Annotated in this window: 15 protein-coding genes; 9 read left to right on the forward strand and 6 right to left on the reverse strand. The window is 42.5% G+C overall.

Features of this window, described 5'->3' with window-relative positions; genetic code table 11:
• Positions 1-238: 238 nt before the first annotated feature.
• On the forward strand, positions 239-682 hold the full coding sequence (gene mscL, locus I3252_RS08170; RefSeq protein WP_055125730.1) for a large conductance mechanosensitive channel protein MscL: 444 nt from the start codon (positions 239-241) through the stop codon (positions 680-682).
• Between the two features lie 123 nt (positions 683-805).
• Here mscL and I3252_RS08175 read toward each other — a convergent pair whose 3' ends face one another.
• The 6 genes from I3252_RS08175 to cysM form a co-directional block, all read right to left on the reverse strand.
• Positions 806-1,246 (reverse strand): hypothetical protein, encoded by a 441-nt coding sequence (locus I3252_RS08175; RefSeq protein WP_087813997.1) that lies wholly within the window; start codon positions 1,244-1,246, stop codon positions 806-808.
• A 328-nt stretch (positions 1,247-1,574) separates the two neighbouring features.
• Positions 1,575-2,513, reverse strand: coding sequence for a bifunctional DNA-formamidopyrimidine glycosylase/DNA-(apurinic or apyrimidinic site) lyase (mutM, locus tag I3252_RS08180; RefSeq protein WP_238034828.1), 939 nt, complete (start codon positions 2,511-2,513; stop codon positions 1,575-1,577).
• Positions 2,514-2,566: 53 nt separating this feature from the next.
• On the reverse strand, positions 2,567-5,119 hold the full coding sequence (locus tag I3252_RS08185) for a bifunctional (p)ppGpp synthetase/guanosine-3',5'-bis(diphosphate) 3'-pyrophosphohydrolase (protein WP_045453697.1): 2,553 nt from the start codon (positions 5,117-5,119) through the stop codon (positions 2,567-2,569).
• 383 nt (positions 5,120-5,502) lie between these two features.
• Positions 5,503-7,044 carry a 23S rRNA (uracil(1939)-C(5))-methyltransferase RlmD gene (rlmD, locus tag I3252_RS08190; RefSeq protein WP_238034829.1) on the reverse strand — a complete coding sequence of 514 codons (1,542 nt, stop codon included), beginning with the start codon at positions 7,042-7,044 and terminating at the stop codon, positions 5,503-5,505.
• A gap of 88 nt (positions 7,045-7,132) precedes the next feature.
• A complete protein-coding gene (locus I3252_RS08195) occupies positions 7,133-7,957 on the reverse strand; it encodes a 3'-5' exonuclease (RefSeq protein ID WP_238034830.1) in 825 nt (274 codons plus the stop codon).
• A 47-nt stretch (positions 7,958-8,004) separates the two neighbouring features.
• The gene (cysM, locus tag I3252_RS08200) at positions 8,005-8,988 is read right to left on the reverse strand and encodes a cysteine synthase CysM (RefSeq protein ID WP_238034831.1); all 984 of its coding nucleotides are present in this window, start codon (positions 8,986-8,988) and stop codon (positions 8,005-8,007) included.
• Positions 8,989-9,482: 494 nt separating this feature from the next.
• Here cysM and I3252_RS08205 point away from each other — a divergent pair, with 494 nt between their 5' ends.
• The 8 genes from I3252_RS08205 (at position 9,483) to I3252_RS08240 (ending at position 20,440) form a co-directional block, all read left to right on the forward strand.
• Positions 9,483-13,031: an ATP-binding protein gene (locus I3252_RS08205; RefSeq protein ID WP_238034832.1), complete on the forward strand. Its 3,549-nt coding sequence runs from the start codon at positions 9,483-9,485 to the stop codon at positions 13,029-13,031.
• A gap of 161 nt (positions 13,032-13,192) precedes the next feature.
• Complete coding sequence (locus I3252_RS08210) at positions 13,193-14,005, forward strand: crotonase/enoyl-CoA hydratase family protein (RefSeq protein ID WP_238034833.1); 813 nt, start codon at positions 13,193-13,195, stop codon at positions 14,003-14,005.
• Positions 14,006-14,322: 317 nt separating this feature from the next.
• The gene (locus I3252_RS08215) at positions 14,323-15,582 is read left to right on the forward strand and encodes a multidrug effflux MFS transporter (RefSeq protein WP_201580911.1); all 1,260 of its coding nucleotides are present in this window, start codon (positions 14,323-14,325) and stop codon (positions 15,580-15,582) included.
• Between the two features lie 355 nt (positions 15,583-15,937).
• Positions 15,938-16,822 carry a transporter substrate-binding domain-containing protein gene (locus I3252_RS08220; RefSeq protein WP_045443631.1) on the forward strand — a complete coding sequence of 295 codons (885 nt, stop codon included), beginning with the start codon at positions 15,938-15,940 and terminating at the stop codon, positions 16,820-16,822.
• Positions 16,823-16,834: 12 nt separating this feature from the next.
• Positions 16,835-19,045, forward strand: coding sequence for an ATP-binding protein (locus I3252_RS08225; protein WP_238034834.1), 2,211 nt, complete (start codon positions 16,835-16,837; stop codon positions 19,043-19,045).
• A 62-nt stretch (positions 19,046-19,107) separates the two neighbouring features.
• On the forward strand, positions 19,108-19,470 hold the full coding sequence (locus I3252_RS08230; RefSeq protein ID WP_045443633.1) for a response regulator: 363 nt from the start codon (positions 19,108-19,110) through the stop codon (positions 19,468-19,470).
• 29 nt (positions 19,471-19,499) lie between these two features.
• Positions 19,500-19,949: a chemotaxis protein CheX gene (locus tag I3252_RS08235; RefSeq protein ID WP_045443636.1), complete on the forward strand. Its 450-nt coding sequence runs from the start codon at positions 19,500-19,502 to the stop codon at positions 19,947-19,949.
• Between the two features lie 41 nt (positions 19,950-19,990).
• Positions 19,991-20,440 (forward strand): chemotaxis protein CheX, encoded by a 450-nt coding sequence (locus I3252_RS08240; protein WP_055125718.1) that lies wholly within the window; start codon positions 19,991-19,993, stop codon positions 20,438-20,440.
• Positions 20,441-20,755: the final 315 nt, after the last annotated feature.

Genomic DNA, 20,755 nt, shown 5'->3' on the forward strand with positions numbered 1-20,755 from the left:
GAAGCATTTGATGCTGTTGTTATTTAATAATGGGCATCAAGATAACTAAAAAATTAGCAGTATAGAGTGAACTAAATATGGTTCATTTTATGCTGCTTTTTTTTGTTGTAATTTCCATAAAATATAGACAGAATAACCGACAGTAGTAGTGTTTCTCACTATTACTCTTAAGGCTCAAGACTGGGTCGACTGTTGAGATACTTATTCGATTATAGATTGGTATTTTGAGGAGAAAATAATGAGTATGGTTTCTGAGTTTAAAGAATTCGCTCTAAAAGGTAATGTGATGGACTTAGCGGTCGGTGTCATTATCGGTGGGGCATTTGCTACTATCACAACGTCCTTAGTTGAAGACATTATTATGCCAATAGTGGCTTTCATAGCAGGTGGCGAGATCAATTTCAAAAACATGTTCTTAGTGTTGGGTGATGCGCCTGAAGGTGTTGCCATGACCTATGATGCCCTCAAAGCAGCTGGCGTTCCTGTATTAGCCTATGGCAGTTTCATTACTGTACTGATTAATTTCTTAATTTTAGCATTTATTATTTTTATGATGGTTAGAATGGTTAACAAAATGCGTCGTAAAGAAGAAGTGCAAGAGCTGGTAAAACAACCTTCAGAAGAGGTGCAATTGCTTCGTGAAATTAGTGCTAAGTTAAGTAATACCACTGTTTCAAAATAAAATATGATGATTTGATTAAAAACATAAAAAAGGCTAACGTCGTGTTAGCCTTTTTTATGGATAATTTATAAATGCATTGTCTTTAGCGCAGTTGTATTATTTAACCAGCTGTTAATATAAAGACTATGGCGTAACTACGACATAATCGTTGGTATTAATCAAAATCTCAGATGGTTGGTCAACGACAATACGGACAACATTATCATTAGTCACTTGTGATTTGTAATAGTTGTCTTCAGCCACAGTACAACCTAAACAACGTCCCATCGCATCCCAAGGTTCAACAAAAAGTTTCTGCTGCGCCTGATCTGCATTACCACCGATAAGCGAGAAGGGTAGACTAACTAGGTAGGCGGCAGTACCAGCAACGGCACTGACCAGTTGTAAAGGTTTACCCACTACAGTATCAACCACCATTGTCTCATAAGAAGGCCCAAAGTCTGTCTCATCAATTTCTATGGCTGCCAAGGCAGGCTGCATAGTAGCAGCCATTAAACTTAAGCTTGCGACTATAGTAAAGGCTTTTTGCTTAACTGTGCGTTGGTTTTTAGCTTTAACAGTCATAACGATGTCCTAAAATTCATAATTGGTATGATTAATGGCTGCTGCTATTCCCACACAGAGACAATTTCCCTATATAAACAATGCGCAACGATAAGTAAGCTAAATATATTACAGATGTATAAACATTATGCACTATTTATGTAAGTGCTCATACTATTAAAGCAAGATGTGTGTCAATAAGCAACAAAAATGGCGCGCTATATAATAATCTTAGTGCAAAATAATAAGACACTTGGTAAAGAGTATTGTGCTGCTATATTATACGACTTGATACCTAAGTTATTCTGGTACTTAAGGTGAAACAGATAGTGATAGTTTCAGATAATATTTAAAGGATTGGCTGACAGTTGGGACAGAATACACTGGCGCGACCATTAATTTTGATATTCTCAAGTACAGCATCACAATGCGGGCAAGTTTTCCCTTGTCTACCATAGACATTTAATGTCTGCTGGAAGTAACCGGTTTGACCATCTGCTACGGTGAAGTCTCGTAGTGTCGAACCACCAAGCGCTATCGCCTTTTGTAGAATAACTTTAATATGATCGACTAAAATAATTATCTGAGCATGGGACAGTTGGTGAGCGGGGGTGGCTGGATGAATAGCTGATAAATATAGGCTTTCAGTCGCATAGATATTACCGACACCCACGACGACCTGTTGTTCCATGATGACTGATTTTATAGCGCGAGCAATGGGCTGCTTCTTTGATTTGGCTTTGCCAATTGCTACGGTATCAGCACTGTGATCAAGCAAGTTTGACCGTTGAATCAATTGATACAGGTAGTCTGCAGTAAATTCATCTGATAATGGTTCAGGACCTAAATGATCTAATAGCTTAGCACTATAATCCTTGTGCCATAACACTGACCCAAAACGTCTTGGGTCATAGTAATGTAGCTGGACTTTTATATTATTAACGCCCTTAAAAATAATGATGAGATGATCATGCTTGCGCTTTTCAGTACCGTAGCTCTGCTGCTGCAGGCTGCCCGACATACCTAAATGAACCAAAAGTTGACGCGGTACTAACGTAGCAGTTTGAGCCGCAGTGCTATCATCATTGGGTAATAAAGGTAAAAAGTTAAGAATTAAATATTTTGCGCGGCGCTCAACGCTATCTAGCGTGTAATCAATCAAGCTATCTAAATTATCTGGCATCGCCCAGCGCAGCTTTGGCTGGAAAACTTTTATATCGATGATGCGTTGCCCTAATAACGGTGCAAGGCTGGTTTTGGTTGTTTCTACTTCAGGCAGTTCAGGCATGATTTTTTTATAATAACCTTATGATTCAGTGGACGTATTTTGTGATTTTATATCTAAGCGACGGCGCGGCGAGCATGCAAGATACCATGCTGTTGCTCTAGTTTCGCTAAAAGCTTAGATAGGTGTGCCAATCCTGAGACTTCAATATGAAATTTTAAAAAGGCAATGTTATCATCATTACTAAGCGTCTCAACTTGACGAATATTGACATTTTCTTTATCAATAATTTGCGTCAAGTCACGCAACAGTCCACGCCTATCATAGGCTTCTACGTGAATATCAACGGGTTGATAACGACCAGCTTGTACCCGCCACGAAGCCTCTATTTCGCGCTCAGGATCGCGTTCAATCAAGCGTGAATACTCAGGGCAACCACGATTATGGACACTGACACCTCGTGATAAGGTAATGTAACCAGCAATTGGCTCGCCATGCACAGGGTGGCAACAGCCTGCTAGATTAATTTCTATATTATCCAGCCCATCGATACGAATTTTATAAGCATCGATTTTTCCTGCCTCTCTAGCATCTATACTTGGCGCAAAATTTTCTGGCGGTCTTTCAGGTTCTAGGTGTAGCTGACGAGAGATGTGGCTGGTGAGTTGGTTGAGACCAATGTCGCCTGTGACCAATCCAACGATAATATCATCAGTCGTATTGACATGGAAATGCTGAATATAGTCGTTTAAATCGATGCTATTGGGATGTACCGATAATCGTTCAAGCTCTTTACTGAGCATTTGACGACCAATTTCAATGTTCTTATCACGGTCTTGCTTATTGAACCATTGACGCAATTTTGAACGTGCACGGTTGGTATGAATGTATCCAAGTGAAGCAACTAGCCAATCACGGTTGGGCTCACGTGATGCTTTGGTGATAATTTCAACTTGTTCACCCGTTTTGAGTTGATAGGTTAATGGTACATAGCGCTGATTGACTCGCGCAGCTTGGGCACGATTACCGACTTGTGTATGTACATAATAAGCAAAATCAAGAACGGTCGCCCCTTTTGGCAGTTCAGTAATGTCACCATCACGGCTAAAGATATAGATGCGTTCGAGCTCGTCAAAGTCAACGAGTTGCTCTTCTTCGTCAAACTCCATACCCTCTATTTCTTCACCAGTTAGTAAAGATGAGCGAGGTTGGTTACGGGTTTCATTATTGATCGATAACAGCTGGCGCAGCGAGCTGATTCTTTGATTAAGATAATTATCTTTTTTATTCTTTAGACCTTCTTTGTAGTTAACATGAGCACACATACCAAGCTCAGCTTCGAAATGCATTTCATGAGTACGAATTTGTACTTCCAGTGACTTGTTTTCAGCAATGACTGCCGTATGTAGTGAGCGATAACCATTGGACTTGGGGTTGGTAATATAGTCATCGAATTGTTCAGGGATATATCGCCACAAGCCATGTACCAATCCAAGCACGTGGTAACAGTCTGATGGGTTGGTGACCAATACTCGCAGCGCGCGAATGTCATAAAGCTGATCAAACGATAAGCCTTTGAGCTTCATTTTTCGGTAGATAGAGTAGATATGCTTGACACGTCCAGAGACCTCACCTTCGATATTAGCCTCTGCTAGTGCTTCATTAAGCTTATCTTGTACGCGCTGAATATAAGACTCGCGTTCGCTGCGTTTTTCGGAGAGCAGTTTGGCAATCTCTTTATAGCGCTCAGGCGCAAGGTAGCGAAAGGCTAAGTCTTCTAGCTCCCATTTAAGTTGCGCGATGCCCAAGCGATGCGCCAGTGGGGCATAAATAGTCATAACTTCACGCGCCACACGATTCTGTCGCTCTTCATTAGAAAAGGTCAATTCGCGCATGGCGAAAGTACGCTCAGCCAATTTGATAAGCACGACGCGTACATCATTGGTGACGGAGATTAGCATGCTATAAATATTAGATAGCTGGTCGCGCTGATTGTTTACGAAGTGATCTTCTAGACGCTTATTGCTTTCAATAATCTCAGACAGCTTACCCATTGCCAAGGTATCTTTGACGAGGGTCGATATGTCTGCACCGAATTTTTTCTCGATATCAGCGAGGCTTATGATTGATTTTCGCGCACTACGATAGAGCATTGCAGCCACAAGAGCGTCTTCGTCTTGGTAGAGATAGGTCAATATGTCTGTCATGCCAATACCAGTGACATAAGCGCCTGAACGCTCAGACTCGCTGGTATTCATATGACTGCGAATAAATTCACAAGCAGCACTCAAGTGAGGTACAGACTCTTGTCCGATACGTTTGGCGACGTTGTCTAACCAAGTAGGAACATCAATATTGACTTGATCTAAATCAATCGCTTCCAGCTCTTTATCTGAGAGAGCATTATTTTTATCTAAAAGCGGGTTATCAGAATATTCGTTTTCAAGCTTTGGATCATGACTATGAAAAGCATGTAGTGCTGAGCGATCAAAAGTGGTGTGTAGCTTATGAGTGGACAGCTGGTATTTGATATCGAGGGGGATTTGGGCATAGCTATTGGCAGACTGGTGCGAGCGTTGGCTCGCGACCAGTTGAGCGGCAAGTGCTGCACTATCGGCTTGGGTGGTCTGTCCATCCACCAACGGTAATCCTTCACGAATTTTTACCATAGCCGACTCCTCTTAGCTATTTTGAATTGATTATAACCTCATCTACTATGCACACACGTTGAACTTACGATTCATAAAGTATCAGCTATAAACCAATATAACTGCTAAAAAATCTGTTTTTTAGCAGTCATAAAATGCGCGTAAAATATATAAAGCTATGAGTGCAAACGTTCACAAGAATGGAAAAAACCAGCCTAGGAATATTGTTTACTATTATCTCACTTTAAAGAGACAAATCAAGCGAGGCTATGTAATGTCTGCGGTTAATCAGGATAAATAACCATCATTTTTTGCCACCGCTTGACTCAAATTTTGAATCAAGCTCAGTGACATGCAGTATGGCTATTGAATGCTCTGAACCGCTTACTTAACCGTAAATTGAATTACACCGCTACTTTTTCAAAACGAGCGATGGACTCAACATGACCGGTATGACAGAACATGTCCATCACGCCAGCATGAGTCAGACGATAGCCTTGCTCTAATAATGCTTTTGTATCACGGGCGAGGGTTGCAGGGTTGCAAGAGACATAAACGATTCTCTCAGCGTTAAATTTCGGCAAGTACTGCATAATTTCCCAAGCACCAGAACGCGGCGGATCGATCAATAGCGCATCAAAGCCTTGATTCGCCCAAGGTTTATCAGTACAGTCTTGCGTCAAATCTTGGCTATAAAATTCTGTATTATTGATGCCATTACGACGTGCGTTATCGGCTGCACGTGTGGTCATCGCTTCGCTACCTTCGACACCAACTACAGAACCTGTCTCACCAACGATGCGCGCAAGTGGCAAGCTAAAGTTGCCTAGACCACTGAATAAATCAAGTACGCGTTCACCTGCTTTTAAGTCTAACAAATCGCAAGCAAGCTTGGTCATTTGACGATTAACGGACAGGTTCACTTGGGTAAAATCTGTCGGGATAAACTCGAAAGTCAAATCGTATTCTGGCAATTGGTAATATAAACGACCAAATTGCTGGCTCATGTCATCATCTGCAGTCAATGCAATACGCTGGATACTGTCCGCACCCTTAGACTGCAAATATAGCTGCCAGTTGCGTGCGGCAAAAAATACTTTTAGCTTTTCTATATCAGCGTCTGATAACGGCTCCAAGTTGCGTACGATAAGGGCAACGGGCTGATTGCCATCTGGCAGCTCAGGCATTTCCTCACCCATGGCCAACTCAAGCTGAGCAATCTTATTACGACTCTCTAGCGTACTAATCAGTGTTTTTAAGTTTTCAATCTCAAAACCAATTCTTGGATCTAAAATATGACACTCATTTAATTCTGCCAAAAAGTTACTTGAGCGCTCACGAAAACCGACAAGCGCGGTTTCTTTTTTGGTGACATAACGCACACCCAATCGTGCTTTGGTACGATAACCAAGACGATCACCAACCACTGGAGCAAGCCAGTTATCAGGCGTGACATTGGCTTGGTGTATCAGCATTTCAGCCAATACAGATTGCTTAAAGTTGATTTGACCGTCTGGCTGCCAGTGTTGCAAATTACAGCCGCCGCAGACGCCAAAATGTGGGCAGGGCGGTACGGCACGTTCAGAATTTGGGTTGGCAGTAATACTGACAGCCTCGCCTTCTTCAAAGCTGGCACGGCTATTGGTTATTTTGACCAAGGCACTTTCACCCGGCAATGCAAAGCTTACAAAGATTTTTTTGCCATGTTTGTCTTCGACATGGCCATCGTCTATACCAAAACCATTACCATAAACGGCAACGCCGCGACCATCATGCGACAAACCATCAATGGTGAAGGGCAGAGGTTCTGCATCCTTTAGACGGCGGCGTGTCTTTGATGAGGGTTTAGATTTTTTCTTATTAGGCGGAATAGTAATCGTTTGGGTCTCGCTCGTTACTGGCGTAACATTAGAGGGTGTAGACGTTTTTGAATCGGTGGGTTGCATAAACCTGCCTTAATAATAAATGATAAATAACTAAAAAAATGAGGATAAACGCAATGTCTTATAACGCGCCTTCATATAACTTCATTTGTTATGATGTGGGCGCAGATGACCAATCAGCGATGAAGTCTTGATGGCGAGCATGACCATCCGCTTGGGTATATTTTACTAAATAGTCATAGCTCTGCTGCTGCCAAGCGGCAAAATCTTGTGAGGATAACTGTCCAGTTAAACGCAACCAGCGCAAATAGATTAGCCATGTATTCATGACGTCAGACTCGCAATAAATAGACAGCGTTTGCCAGTCATTAGTGCTGACAAGCTCACCAACCATACTACCGTCGACAGCTGTTTTACCTGGTAGACCATATAAACTTGCGACAATATCCATGGCTTCGCGGCGGCTGGCACCGTACTGGCTAAATCTGTCCATCAAATCAAGGTGACGCGTGTGGAAGCGATTGACGTAATTATCAAAGCGCATGTTTTTGATGCGCTCGCCTTCTTCAAATAACCATGGTGCTGATAAATCGTATTGCATAGCCCGATATATCAGTACAGGAATATCAAAACCTGAGCCATTCCAACTAATAAGCTGAGGCAGTTTTTCGAGGTCACTAAATGCCCGAAAAAATTTGGCAAGGATGTCTTTTTCACTGAATTTATCAGCGGTCAATGAGAACAACGAAAACTTGCCATCTTTGATATATAACGCTGAGATACAGACGATACGCTGCAGTGGCAAGCGCATAAAATCATGCCCAGCTTCTTGTATTCGAAGCGCTGTGAGTGCGCTCAATGCATCTGCATCATTCAACTCTGCCAATTGCGGATAGATACGGCGCGCCGCATCGGTATCAGCGACAGTTTCGATATCAAAGACCAATATAGGGTCGGATGGTAGAGCTTGTGACATAAGAAATCCTGATTGAATCAACTAAACTGAGCAGCGTTGTCTGTGCGTTAATTAACTTCTATATTGTTATCGACATTGCTGGCGTCAATATTGTCGTCGTTAATATTGTATAAACCCGTCGACAAATAACGATCGCCGCGATCACAGACAATAAAGGCGATGACGGCATCAGGGTTTTCTTTAGCGACTTGTACGGCAGCCCATGCTGCAGCACCTGATGAAACGCCCGCGAAAATACCTTCGGTTTTGGCCAGTTTGCGCATATAAACTTCTGCGATACGCTGATCCACATCCATGATTTCATCAACCAAATCTGCGTTAAAGATACCCGGCATGTAAGCTGCAGGCCAGCGGCGAATGCCAGCAATCGAAGCTTCTTCATCAGGCTGTAGCCCGATGATTTTGATATCTGGATTTTGTTCTTTGAGGTATTGCGATACACCGGTAATAGTACCAGTGGTGCCCATTGAGCTAATAAAATGAGTGATTTTCCCTGCCGTTTGCGCCCACAGTTCAGGCCCTGTGGTCAGGTAATGGGCTTGACTGTTATCAGGATTATTAAACTGATCCAATACGATGCCTTTGCCATCTGCTTGCATTTGCAGCGCCAAATCGCGTGCGGCTTCCATGCCTTCATCTACCTCGATTAACGTCGCACCATACGCAATCATGGCGTCTTTGCGCTCTTGAGTTGAATTGGTTGGCATCAGTAGCGTTATCGGATAGCCACGCATCGCCGCGACCATGGCTAAAGCGATACCAGTGTTGCCACTCGTAGCTTCAATCAGCATGTCGCCCGCTTTGATGTCACCACGCTGTTCTGCTTGATAAATCATATTAAACGCAGGACGATCTTTAACAGACCCCGCTGGATTGTTACCTTCAAGCTTGGCCAGTAACGCAGCACCATTAGTCAGCTGCTCTTGCTCAGGTAAGCGCTGTAATTTAACCAATGGCGTCTGACCGACGCAATCAGCAAGTTTGGTGATTTGAGTAATGAAATTAGGGTTGGAGATAGCCGTTGCGGACATAAAGTATCCTTGTGAATTTTTAAAATTGATTTTTAATTACCGTTTATTTTTTAATTATCATTTTGATTTTTGAATAAATATCTTGATACGGCTGCTATTGAGTGAAGTGAGTGATTTGATCATTAATGACATTTCTGTCGCTTTAACCAAATAGCAATAAATGAAAAGTTGCGTCATTATATCATTTTGTTTTTGGCTACGCTGAAGGCATCAAGAGATTTTGGTAAATGAGTGGTGTTTAAAAAGGGCTGGACAGTTAAAATGCCTTTGCATCATAGCCACTCACCATGATCGATGAAATGCGTTATAGTTATGGCAATATATAGGTACGGCAATAACAAGAATCACTAAATTTATCATGGGTAGGCAGTTATCATTTTTGAAATGACGATAGCTTTGAAATGAGCACAGCCCCTAAAAAATTATGATTGGCTAACACCGCTTACCGCCGCTATTGATTCATAGTGCAATTTTCTGTAGAGAGTAAAGCTAGCATGGCATACAAAAAACGTTTTGATACTAGCAGTGCGTATGGCCAGTTGATTATATTGGTGTTTTTACCCATTTGTATCTTGGCAGCGGTGGGCGGTATTTTGGTCTTTTATGAGACCATGCGCGCCAGCAATTCCGAACAAGAAGTATTGGCGGAGGCGGTGCTGATTCGTTATACCCCAGCGATTGCAGAGCTAATCCCTGAGCTGTTAGCGCAAGAGCGCCAGCAAGCAGACGGCGAACCCAATGCGGATGGCGAAGTCAGAGCAAATGATGCCACTCAAACGACCATCACGAAGCTTGAGGAAATCCAAGATAAACTGGGTCGTATGCAGTCCGAGCAACATGTACAGCGTATTGCGATCATCAATGAAAGCAATCAAGTGCTCGCCGCAGTCGGTTATGGACTGAACGAAGCATGGCCTGTAATAGATACAAAAAAGAATTTTTTATCGCAGCAACCAACGCCTATTGGAACCGCTTATGGCAGTGTGTTAGGGGAGTTTGAAGGACAAAAACTGTGGCTACTCGTCGATATGGACAATGAACCACTCTACATCGCCCGCTACCGTATCGCCATGGCGTTAGTGATTACCGGCTTGTTCACCATTTTGATTTTATTGCTGAGTTTAAATATTTATTCAAAGCGCTGGATAGCACCAATTTATGAGCTACGTTTGCAGTTGCAGCGTACCCATGTCGACAATCTGTATCAGCCTATTCCTGTTGAGTCAGATGGTGAGCTGAACTTATTGCAGCAAGACTTGGTCAAAACTTTGCGCCGCTTGCATAGAAGCTTTCAGGAACTAAAAGACCATGCCGAGCAAACCGAGGATGATTTGCGCCTTGCGTTTGATGAGATGGAAATGCAAAACATCTCTATTCGTAATGCACGTGATGCGGCAATTTCAACCAGCCAAGCCAAATCGGCGTTTTTGGCCAATATCAGCCACGAGCTGCGCACGCCATTAAACAGTATCGATGGCTTTATCAATTTGCTGGCAAGGCATGGCGAACTAAATCCTGAACAAGATTTGTACGTGCAAACCATACGTAAGTCATCAGCACACTTGCTTGCCTTGGTTAACGATGTTCTGGATTTCTCTAAGATTGAAGCGGGCAAGCTGGTACTTGACCGTCATGAGTTTGACCTTTATGACACCATTTATGACGTGGTCGATATGCTTTCACCTGTATCCGCAGAAAAAGGTCTGCGCATGGCGGTGCTGTTTTATAATGATGTGCCGATGCGTATTAATGGCGATGCCCTGCGCCTCAAGCAAGTATTGACCAATATCGTCGGCAATGCGATTAAATTTACCGATAGTGGCGACGTGGTGGTGCGTGTCAGCTTAGATGACCATCGTGATAATTATCTCATGATCAGTGTGCAAGACAGCGGTAAGGGCATTTCTTTGGCTGATCAAAAGATGCTGTTCCAAAGCTTTAGCCAAGGCGACCCTTCAATCACTCGTCAGTATGGCGGCACAGGGTTGGGGCTCGTTATCTCCAAGCAATTAACGCGGCTGATGGGCGGTGATATTGGCTTTCATGATAATGCTCAAGAGAATATTGCCAATCAGGGCGCAACGTTTTGGTTTCGGATGCCAGCACATGTCGATGTATTGGAAGCGGCTACAGGACAGACGATTGAGCTACCGGTCTTGGCTCCATTGGCGAGTGAGACCGATGAGTTTAATGTATTGGTATGGATCAATCATACCGCCTCTATCCAAGTGCTCAAAGCCAGCTTGCAATATTTGCCGATTAAATTGACCCAAGCCAACTCATTACCAGGCGTGCTTGAGTCATTAAAAGAGCATGGTAATTATTGGGATTGGGTCATCGTCGATGATGATACCCAAGACGATATGATGGCATTACTCAAACAAATTCGTCTGCATTACCAAGGCAAGCTTGCGGTATTTGGTTATCAAGTTGCTGCCGATCAAGCATTATTAAATCGTTATCATGCCAATATTTTGTATGAGCCTTTAGACAAAAGACAGCTTTATGCCATGCTCGACACCCAAAACCGCAGTACCAAAAAAAGCGTGCAAGAACCGCGCTGGACAGGGGTGACGGTACTGGCAGTCGACGATCATCTGCCCAATTTGTTGGTGCTCGATGCATTACTTAGTGAGCTTGGCATCCAAGTCATCACAGCGAGTAGTGGTTTTGACGCCATAGAAATTATCAGTAAACAACAAACCAAAAATCTTAAAACCACAAAGAATGATAAGCAAAGTCTGTCGAATAAAACGCAAATCTCTAAAGCTGAAACGCGCGATGAGGTGAATAAAAAATCAAATAGTACGCTTTATGAAGAGGTGAATACCGACGATAAAGTTGCTACTCAGGATAAAGGTCATATTGATCTAATATTCATGGACATCCAAATGCCGCGTATGTCAGGGCATGAAGCCGCAAGACAAATTCGCAATATTGAAAATGATGAGAGCCGTATCCCGATTATTGCATTGACTGCCCATGGTTTGGCTGATGAGCGAGACAAACTGATCGCCAGTGGCATCAATGACTATGTAGGTAAACCCATTAGCCAGCCTCAGTTATTACAAGTGCTGCAAAAATGGCTTGGACGCACAACGACAATGCCGCAGTTAACAGCGTTGCCTGATACCAATCTGCACAGTACGGATGTGCACAATACTGATGTGCAGGTTATCGATTTATCAAAAGAGAATTCACACTCTACCGACTCACAAAATAGGGAGGCTGGAACGTATTCAACGTGGCCATCAGACTCTACAACCATTGCCTATCCTATGGTGAAAGGTGATGAGAATAACCGTCATAGCGGTTCTAATACAATCAATCAGCCAAAAATAACGCGTCCTTTATCATTGAAGAAAATTCGTGATAACTACTTGCGAGACAGCCAACCACGCGAGGACTATAGACGCGAAACACCGCGCGACACCCAGCCACGCTATGAGAACTTGCGCTTACATAAACAAGGACAGTCGCCACTATTAAAGCCATCGGAAACACCGATAAATAGTGCTCACGATGGAGTGGCAACGCCTACAGATTCACACACATATGCGCAAGGAACAAAGAGTTGGGACAGCAGTCACCACCATTTAAGCCATCACTCTTTGGGGGCTAACGAAAGTGATGGGTTTGCTATTTTAGATTGGCAAGACGCGTTGACCCGCTCAGCGAATAAGCCCGACTTGGCAGCCAAGCTTATCATTATGATGCTTGATACTATTAATGATGAAAAGCAGGCGCTGACGCAAGCGTGGGACGCCCGTGATCGCAGTATGCTAGCGCAAATTGCCCATCGCATCTTAGGCGGCAGTCGTTATACTGGTGTGCCGCAATTACGTCAGGCCAGTCAAGACCTAGAAGATAAATGCTTGTTGAATGTCCAACACACCACCCCTGCGCAGTTTGCCATGCTTGAGCCATATTATGCCGCGTTAATAACAGCGTTAAATAACTTGCAGGCGCTGGATTTGTCAGCCTATCCTCAGCTAAATTATCATCGTTTGAGTGAAAATGATATGACATGGAAAATGATTTAGAAATGATGGTTTTATGACATAAATAGTGAATCGAATCGACGCAGTCAGTTATTGATGAGGTAGCGTCGTAACAAGGCTGTTAATATTGTTGCCATCAGCTTTAGACATATCGGCATCATATTTAGATGCCATTTCTATTTTATTCATGAATAAGGATTGTTATGAACGCGATTGCCACTTACCAATATGAAACCTTACAAGTTAGTATGACCGACAATATACTCACGGTAACCTTGAATCGCCCACACAAAAAAAATGCCATGAGCTTTAAAGTGGTGAAAGAATTGATTGCCGTCGCAGAACGCATTGGTAAAGATAAAACGATACGTGCGGTGATTCTAAATGGCGCTGAAGGCACGTTTTGTGCGGGCATCGACTTGGGTGATTTGAATCATCCGAAAAATCAAGCGTTCGCCGTTTGGGAGCTGGTAAAGCCATGGCAGAGCTCGTTCCAGCGAGTTTGTCTGGTATGGCGCGATGTGCCTGTACCGGTCATTGCCGTACTAGAAGGCTATTGTATCGGTGCAGGTCTTCAGCTAGCGCTGGCTTGCGATGTGCGTATCAGTCATCCAGATTGCAAGCTGTCTATTATGGAAGCTAAGTGGGGGCTGGTACCTGACATGGGTTTGACGCAATCGGCGTTTGGCGTGGTACGTGAAGATGTGCTAAAAGAGCTTGCCATGAGTGCGCGTATCGTGATTGCCAGTGAGGGCAAAGCATTGGGTCTTGTCAGCCATTGCAGTGAAGCGCCACTTGAGCAGGCGCAAAAGCTCGCTGCTGAATTTGCAGAGCGCTCTCCTGATGCGGTGTTGGCGAGTAAGCGAGTGGTCAACGCTATGTTCCAGCAGCCAGCCACTACTTTATATAAAGAAAAAGTATGGCAGCTTAAAATGATGCTCGGTCGTAATCGCAAGCTTGCGTTAAGAAAAGCCAAGCAAGCCAGTACGGCATTTGGTAAGCGCCAGTTCCGCTAAATATTTTTTACTAATTATGCCGCTACGCTGACGATCAGACCTGTTTTGACAAATTATTGTGATTGTTTTTAGTTGTTATTGTTTGTTTTATTCACGTCATACCTCTATTGAAATGTGAGCGGATAGTACGATATAACACTGTCCACTTGCGCCGCTGTATGCAAATGTGCACTAATGGTGGCAATGACCCTTGTTTTCAGTATTGAGTAAAGACTAAATATTAAAGACAATGGAAGCCTGAATACTACAATAACAATCACTAGAGTGTATTGAACCTTTATAACGATTTAATACACTCTATATAAAATGGTCTGAATATGTCTGCTCCAAAATCCTCTCTACCCAATCGACCCATTGCTTCTGAGCGCGTACGCTCTGCTGATTTGCCTGTTGCATGGATTATGATGCTTGGACTTATCGTGGCAGTGGGGCCATTGTCTATTGATATGTATCTGCCTGCATTACCATCGATGGCAGATGACTTTGGTGTCTCCACAGCCTTTATGGCCAACTCTGTTCCTGCCTATTTTTTAGGCTTGGTATTTGGCCAGTTATTTTATGGACCATTTAGTGATCGTGTTGGTCGTGTTAAGCCTTTATATATCGGTATGACGCTATATGTCATCGCATCCATTGTTTGTGCGACTACTAATAACGAGTATGTATTGTTTGTTGGACGGACGATGCAAGCGCTTGGTGCGTGTGTCGGCGCGGTGGTCACTCGTGCTGCGATTCGCGATCGATTGACTGCTAAGCAAACCGCAAAAGCCTTTTCTATTATGATTTTAGTGATGGGTTTAGCGCCGATATTGGCCCCATCGCTTGGTGCACTATTTCTACAGTTTTTTAGCTGGCACTCTATTTTTTGGTTTTTGGCTGCTTTTGGCACGTTGAATTTATTACTCACAAAGTTTTTCTTCTTTGAAACGTTGACGGAAGAAAATCGTAATGTACGTCCTGCAAGAGAAGTACTGAGTCAATACTGGGACTTATTAAAAGACCCGACGTTCAATTATCCAGCGATTGGTGGCGGCCTGCTGATGGGGGCGATGTTTGTTTATATCAGTTCAGCCTCTGAGCTGATTATGGATACCTATGGGGTATCCGCCACCCACTTCGCTTGGCTATTTGGGATGAATGCTGCTGGTTTTGTGGGTTTGACTCAGCTGAATCAGTGGCTTACCAATCGCTTTCGTATTTTGAGTATTTTGCGCTTTGGTGCGATGATGCAGGTTATTTCTGCAGGCGTGCTATTTATCATAGGTCTATTTTTGGGTACTGATGCTTGGCTTCCACTGGTACTGGCTTGTATTTTCTTCTGTATCGCAGGCTTAGGTCTTACTCAGCCAAATGCTTCTGCTATTGCGCTGGCCTTTCAAAAACGCCGAGCGGGCATGGCAAGTGCGCTACAAGGCTCGCTCATGTTTTCAGTCGGTATCTTTGGTGGATTATTATTAAACCTATTTCCAGTTAATCCCGTGCTCAAAATTGGTATTGCGATGTTCGCTTTGATGAGTCTTGGCTGTTTTTTAATTTGGCAGATAGATCGTAATTTAAATCTGGACGATGCGGAGTAAGCCAGAGACTTTATAATTCTTGCACTAGCATCTTAAAAGGCATTCTTACATTGATTATGTAAGGATGCTTTTTTTGTGCTTTTTATTTTATTTTTTGCCTAAAAATGCTCATAAAACAAGACCATATTACAAGTCTTCAGTCATAAAGGTAGACTTATGTACGCCCTTAATATCCTTTATTTGCCATATATAACAAATTGTACGTAATAACTAAACATAATTATTGCAATCATAAAGTTAGGCAAGTATTATCAAACGTAACTTTCTGTAAGTAAGTATTGTGAAGATATTACCTAACCTTGCTAGATTGTCATTAATTAATATGTACAACCACGTGAAGCTTTAAGGGTAAATTATGATGCAGTTATATCGAGTGTTACCAATTGTATTGAGTGTTGGCCTGTTTGGCTGCGGTAACTCTTCCACTCAAGAAAATGCCAATTCGACTGGTACGCCAGTAACAGAAAATAAAGATAATTTTGTTAGTAATTTGCCTGATACGGCACCAACATTAAAGGTCGCTATGACGGGTGATTTACCACCTTTCTCGTTTCAAGATGACTATGGCAATATGCAGGGTACGGACGTTGATTCCATTAGAGCTATCGGCGAGGAGCAAGGCTTTAAGGTCGAGTTTTATAAAGAAACTTGGCAAGATATGTTCGATAGTGTGGAGTCAGGAAAACGTGATTTAGCTATTTCTGGTATCTCTTATAAAGATGATCGCGCGGTAAGATATGGTCTATCAACGCCTTACTTTTTTAACCCAGCTACCATCATGTACTTGGAAGGTAAGTTTGATATCAAAGGCTTAAACGATATAAAGGGTCTAAAAACTGGTACGTTGGCAGGTTCTAAAGAAGAAGATACTCTGAAACAGATGGGTAGCTCGGTTGAGTTGGTTTCAAGATCTACTGCATTTTTGGCTTATCAGGATTTAGTGCAAGGTAAGACTGATGTTTTCTTATATGACATGCCAGTGCTGCAGTACATCATAAAAGGTTATCCAGAACATAAAGTGAAGATTGTACCTTATGAAGCGGCAGACGCACCTTCAGCGCAACAAGTCGTATTAATGGCAAAAGAAAATACTCAGTTGATTAATACGGTTAATGAGGGTATTGCTAAACTGAAAGAAAAAGGGACATTTAAAGAAATTGAAGAGCGCTGGTTAGGTGAGGCTGTACCTGCATCTGCTGATAAGAGTAATTCTGATACTAATACTACGCAATTGAACTAAGGAATTCTGAAGATGGCAACCACTCCCAATGTTGACAATAAGCGCTATCAAGGTCTGATCATTTCAATTGCACTATTTTTATCGCTCATCGGTGCTTTGTTAGCCTTTACGTTCTATACCTCAAACTTATTAGAAAGAAATACCGCTTTAATTGACCAAACCAACCAAGTCGCTAATAGCGCGCAGGCGGTAATTAAAGATTTATTTGATTTAGATAATAGCTATGGAGAAGATACTAACTCTCCGCATATTCAGCGCGTTTTGGAGCGTTTGGAGGAAAATACGGCGTTGATTACCAGCTCTATTGCTGCTATTGAGCAAGGTGCAACGATCACTGATGTTGATGGCAAAACTTATGATCTGCCAAAGATTGACAGTAACGCACAAGTAAACATTACCGCAGCTAATGAGCAGTGGAAAGCGTTAGAGCCTAAGATTCAAGCATATCTCAAAGATGCTGATAATATTATGGTTTCCTCTGAAGATGATCTGACCCAAGCCGTTGAACAAGCCAAGACGTCAAGTCTATTGATTAACGATTCGTTAGACAATTTGACCAAAGATGTTTTCAATAGTGCCGAACGCCAAGCGACGACCATTCGTCTTATTCAGGTGCTTGGTGTTGCCGCCATCTTTACCTACTTTCTAATCTTTGTATTCTTCTTTGTACGTCGTTTACGTGAAACCGATGCTGAAGCGTTCGCTGCTCGTCGCGAGACGCAAGAAATTATGGAAACGGTAAATACGGGTCTATTCTTACTTGATAAAGACTTGAATATTGGTCAGCAGCATTCTCGCGCACTGAATGATATTATCGGTGAGGACAGATTGTCAGGAGAGAACTTTACTAACGTTTTACGTGGGCGTATTTCTGATAAAGATCTGAAAACCACACAGCAATTTATTGAGCAGCTTTACAATCCACGCGTTAAAGAAAAATTGGTAGATTCTCTCAATCCACTGCACAAAGTTATGCTACACAACAATGCTGGTGATAAAGCACAGAATAATCGCTTCTTAGACTTCAAGTTCTCACGTGTTTATGACAACAAAGACATTGCCCGTATTTTGGTCAACGTCAACGATGTATCGGATGCCGTATATTTAGAGCAGCGTCTAGAAAAAGAGCGCTCGCAAAACGACATGCAGATTGAGATGCTCACCACTATTCTAAATGTAAATCCAAAGATTATTAATGAGTTTATTGATAATACGCAGATGCACATTGAGAAAATGAACAATATCTTGAAAAATCCTGGTAGCTCACAATACGAGCTTGAGGGCAAACTAAAAGCCATTTACCGCGAAATGCATAGCTTAAAAGGTGAAGCTTCTGCGCTAAAACTGCATAGCTTTACCAAGATTGCCTCAGATGCGGAAGACAAACTGCACGCATTGCAAAACCAAGGTCAATTATCTGGTAACGATTTCTTGCCATTGGCCGTACATTTGGATGACTTATTAAGCCTATCAAATACCATCGCGACCTTGGGCGAGCGCATTAACCGTTCAGCACCAGCGACTGCACCAACTGCAAATGGGTTAGATGACAATAGTGCTCAAAACAGTATGTCAAAAACGGTGGCGACTGACAGTCAGACATCAAATCCTTCAATCAGTAGCATGGATACTGATATTGGTCAGGATATTGACCTAGATAATGACGCAACTGATGATCATCTGTCTTTTTATAAAGCATTTGCAAAAGATATTGCCGCAAGACAAGGTAAGCAAGTAGAGCTAAAGAGTAATACGCTGATGCAAGCGGACATACCAGCGCATCTGGTAAAGCCGATTAAAGAGATTAGCATTCAGCTACTACGTAATGCCGTGGTGCATGGCATTGAAGCGCCAAGTGTTCGTCATTCGATTGGTAAGACTGCGGTTGGGACGATTGATTTAGAACTAAAAGACAACGGCTCAGATTTCATGCTGATGGTGCAAGATGATGGTCAAGGTATTGATTATGATAGCATTCGTGCCAAGTTAAGCAGTGATGGTCGTTTTAGTACAGAAGAAGCCAGTCAGCTCAGTCAAAGCGAGCTGCTCAAACAACTGTTTTCTTCTGGTTTCTCTACCAAAGAACACGCAGATGAAGATGGCGGACGAGGTGTCGGTCTTGATATCATTAAAGCAAAAGTAAAAGATTATGATGGCAAGCTTAACGTAAACAGCGAATTCGGTCAGATGACACGGTTTGTTATTACTTTACCAAAAGCTTAATTAGAAACAGCAGGTATATTGTCAAGGATGACAAACACTTCATTAAAGGTAATAGATCAGTTATGCATAAGTTAATGATTGTTGATGATTCAAATATTATTAGAAATCGTATTCAACGCGCGTACGATTCAGGGCAGTTTATGCTGGTTGCGACGGCAACCAGTGGTGTTCAAGCCATTGAAAAGTTCAATGTCCATCGTCCTGATGTAATCACCATGGACTTGACCATGCCACAAATGGACGGACTTGAATGCATTGAGAAAATCATTGCGATTGACCCTGAAGTACGCATTTTAGTGGTGTCAGCACTGTCTGATAAAGCCACTGGCATTGAAGCATTGTCGTTGGGTGCCAGCGGATTTTTGTGCAAGCCTTTTTCAGAAGAAGAGCTTGTAGAGTCTTTGTATGAGCTAATGCAAGACTAAACCATTCAACGACTTAAGTAGATGTCATTATGAAAGAACAAAAGCTACAGATTTTTTTAAGTATTATTAGTAATTATTTTAATCAGTTTGGGGGCGAGGAGCTTGTCGCTGATACCCCATATCTGTTAGAGAACAAACAGCCAAAAGTTCATGATTATACGGGTGTGATCGGTATATCGGGTGGACAAAAAGGCGTGGTGTATTTTTCCGCAACCCGTCAGTTATTGTCCGCTATACTGGATAGCATGGGTGAAACGGATAAAAGCGATGAGAATTATATCGATTTGGCTGGTGAAGTGGCCAATACAATCGCTGGTAACGCGCGTAAAGAGTTTGGCTCAGAGTTTCATATTTCTGTGCCGTTTGTATTTAAAGGCTCTCCACAAAGTATTGTGTTGCCGAATGATGAGCGTTCTTTTATCATTCCCATCACTTGGAACTCGCAGATAGGCGAGATTGTGGTCTGTTTGCAGGATTAACGTTGCTGCCACCGCGTCATAAAGATGGATATTAATATATTATGGTTAAAGTAGAAAAATTGGGTGTGTTTCTGAGCTCAATCAATGCATTTTTTGCACAAATTGATGGCTCGGAAGTGTCCATTGATACCCCTTATTTAAATCATAACAAGAGTGCTGTTGGTTATGATTATAGCGGCGTTATCGAGATATCAGGGCCTATTGAAGGCTGTGTGTATGTGAGTGCGCCAAGCGTGATGTTGCGAGAGGTCATAAAAGTGATGGGCGAGCCTGACTCATCGATCACGATGATGAAAGATCTGCTCGGTGAGATGGCCAACACTATCTCTGGTAATGCTCGTACTGAGTTTGGCTCAGAGTTTATTATCTCGCCGCCGCATATTGTTGAGAGCGCACCAAGCGTGTCTTATTTGCCAAAAGATCGCCAAAGTTACGTCACGCCATTTACGTGGCGTGGATATAAAGCGGTCATTGGTATCTGTATCGCTTAATCTACAGCTGCTAATTTATTCAGTATAAAGAACGACGTTAATGCGTCGTTTTTTTATGCGTTATCATCCACTTAAACAGCATAATAGCGCTAGCAGTCGCTAAGCATTATATGCTAAAATACAGCCCAGCTATTTTTATCACATCGTATTTTTACGTTCAAACGATAGCTAAATTTTTTAAACCAACCCATCAACCCATCAACCAATGACACACACATCATGGCAAAAAATTGCTGGGTGTTTGGCGACTTGATTAATTTGCAAAAAAGTTAGTGCTGCCACAATGAGCATTAACCGTTAGCAGATGCGTGTCGC

The organism is Psychrobacter sp. Ps4 (genome assembly GCF_022129285.1).
Lineage (GTDB): Bacteria > Pseudomonadota > Gammaproteobacteria > Pseudomonadales > Moraxellaceae > Psychrobacter > Psychrobacter immobilis_A.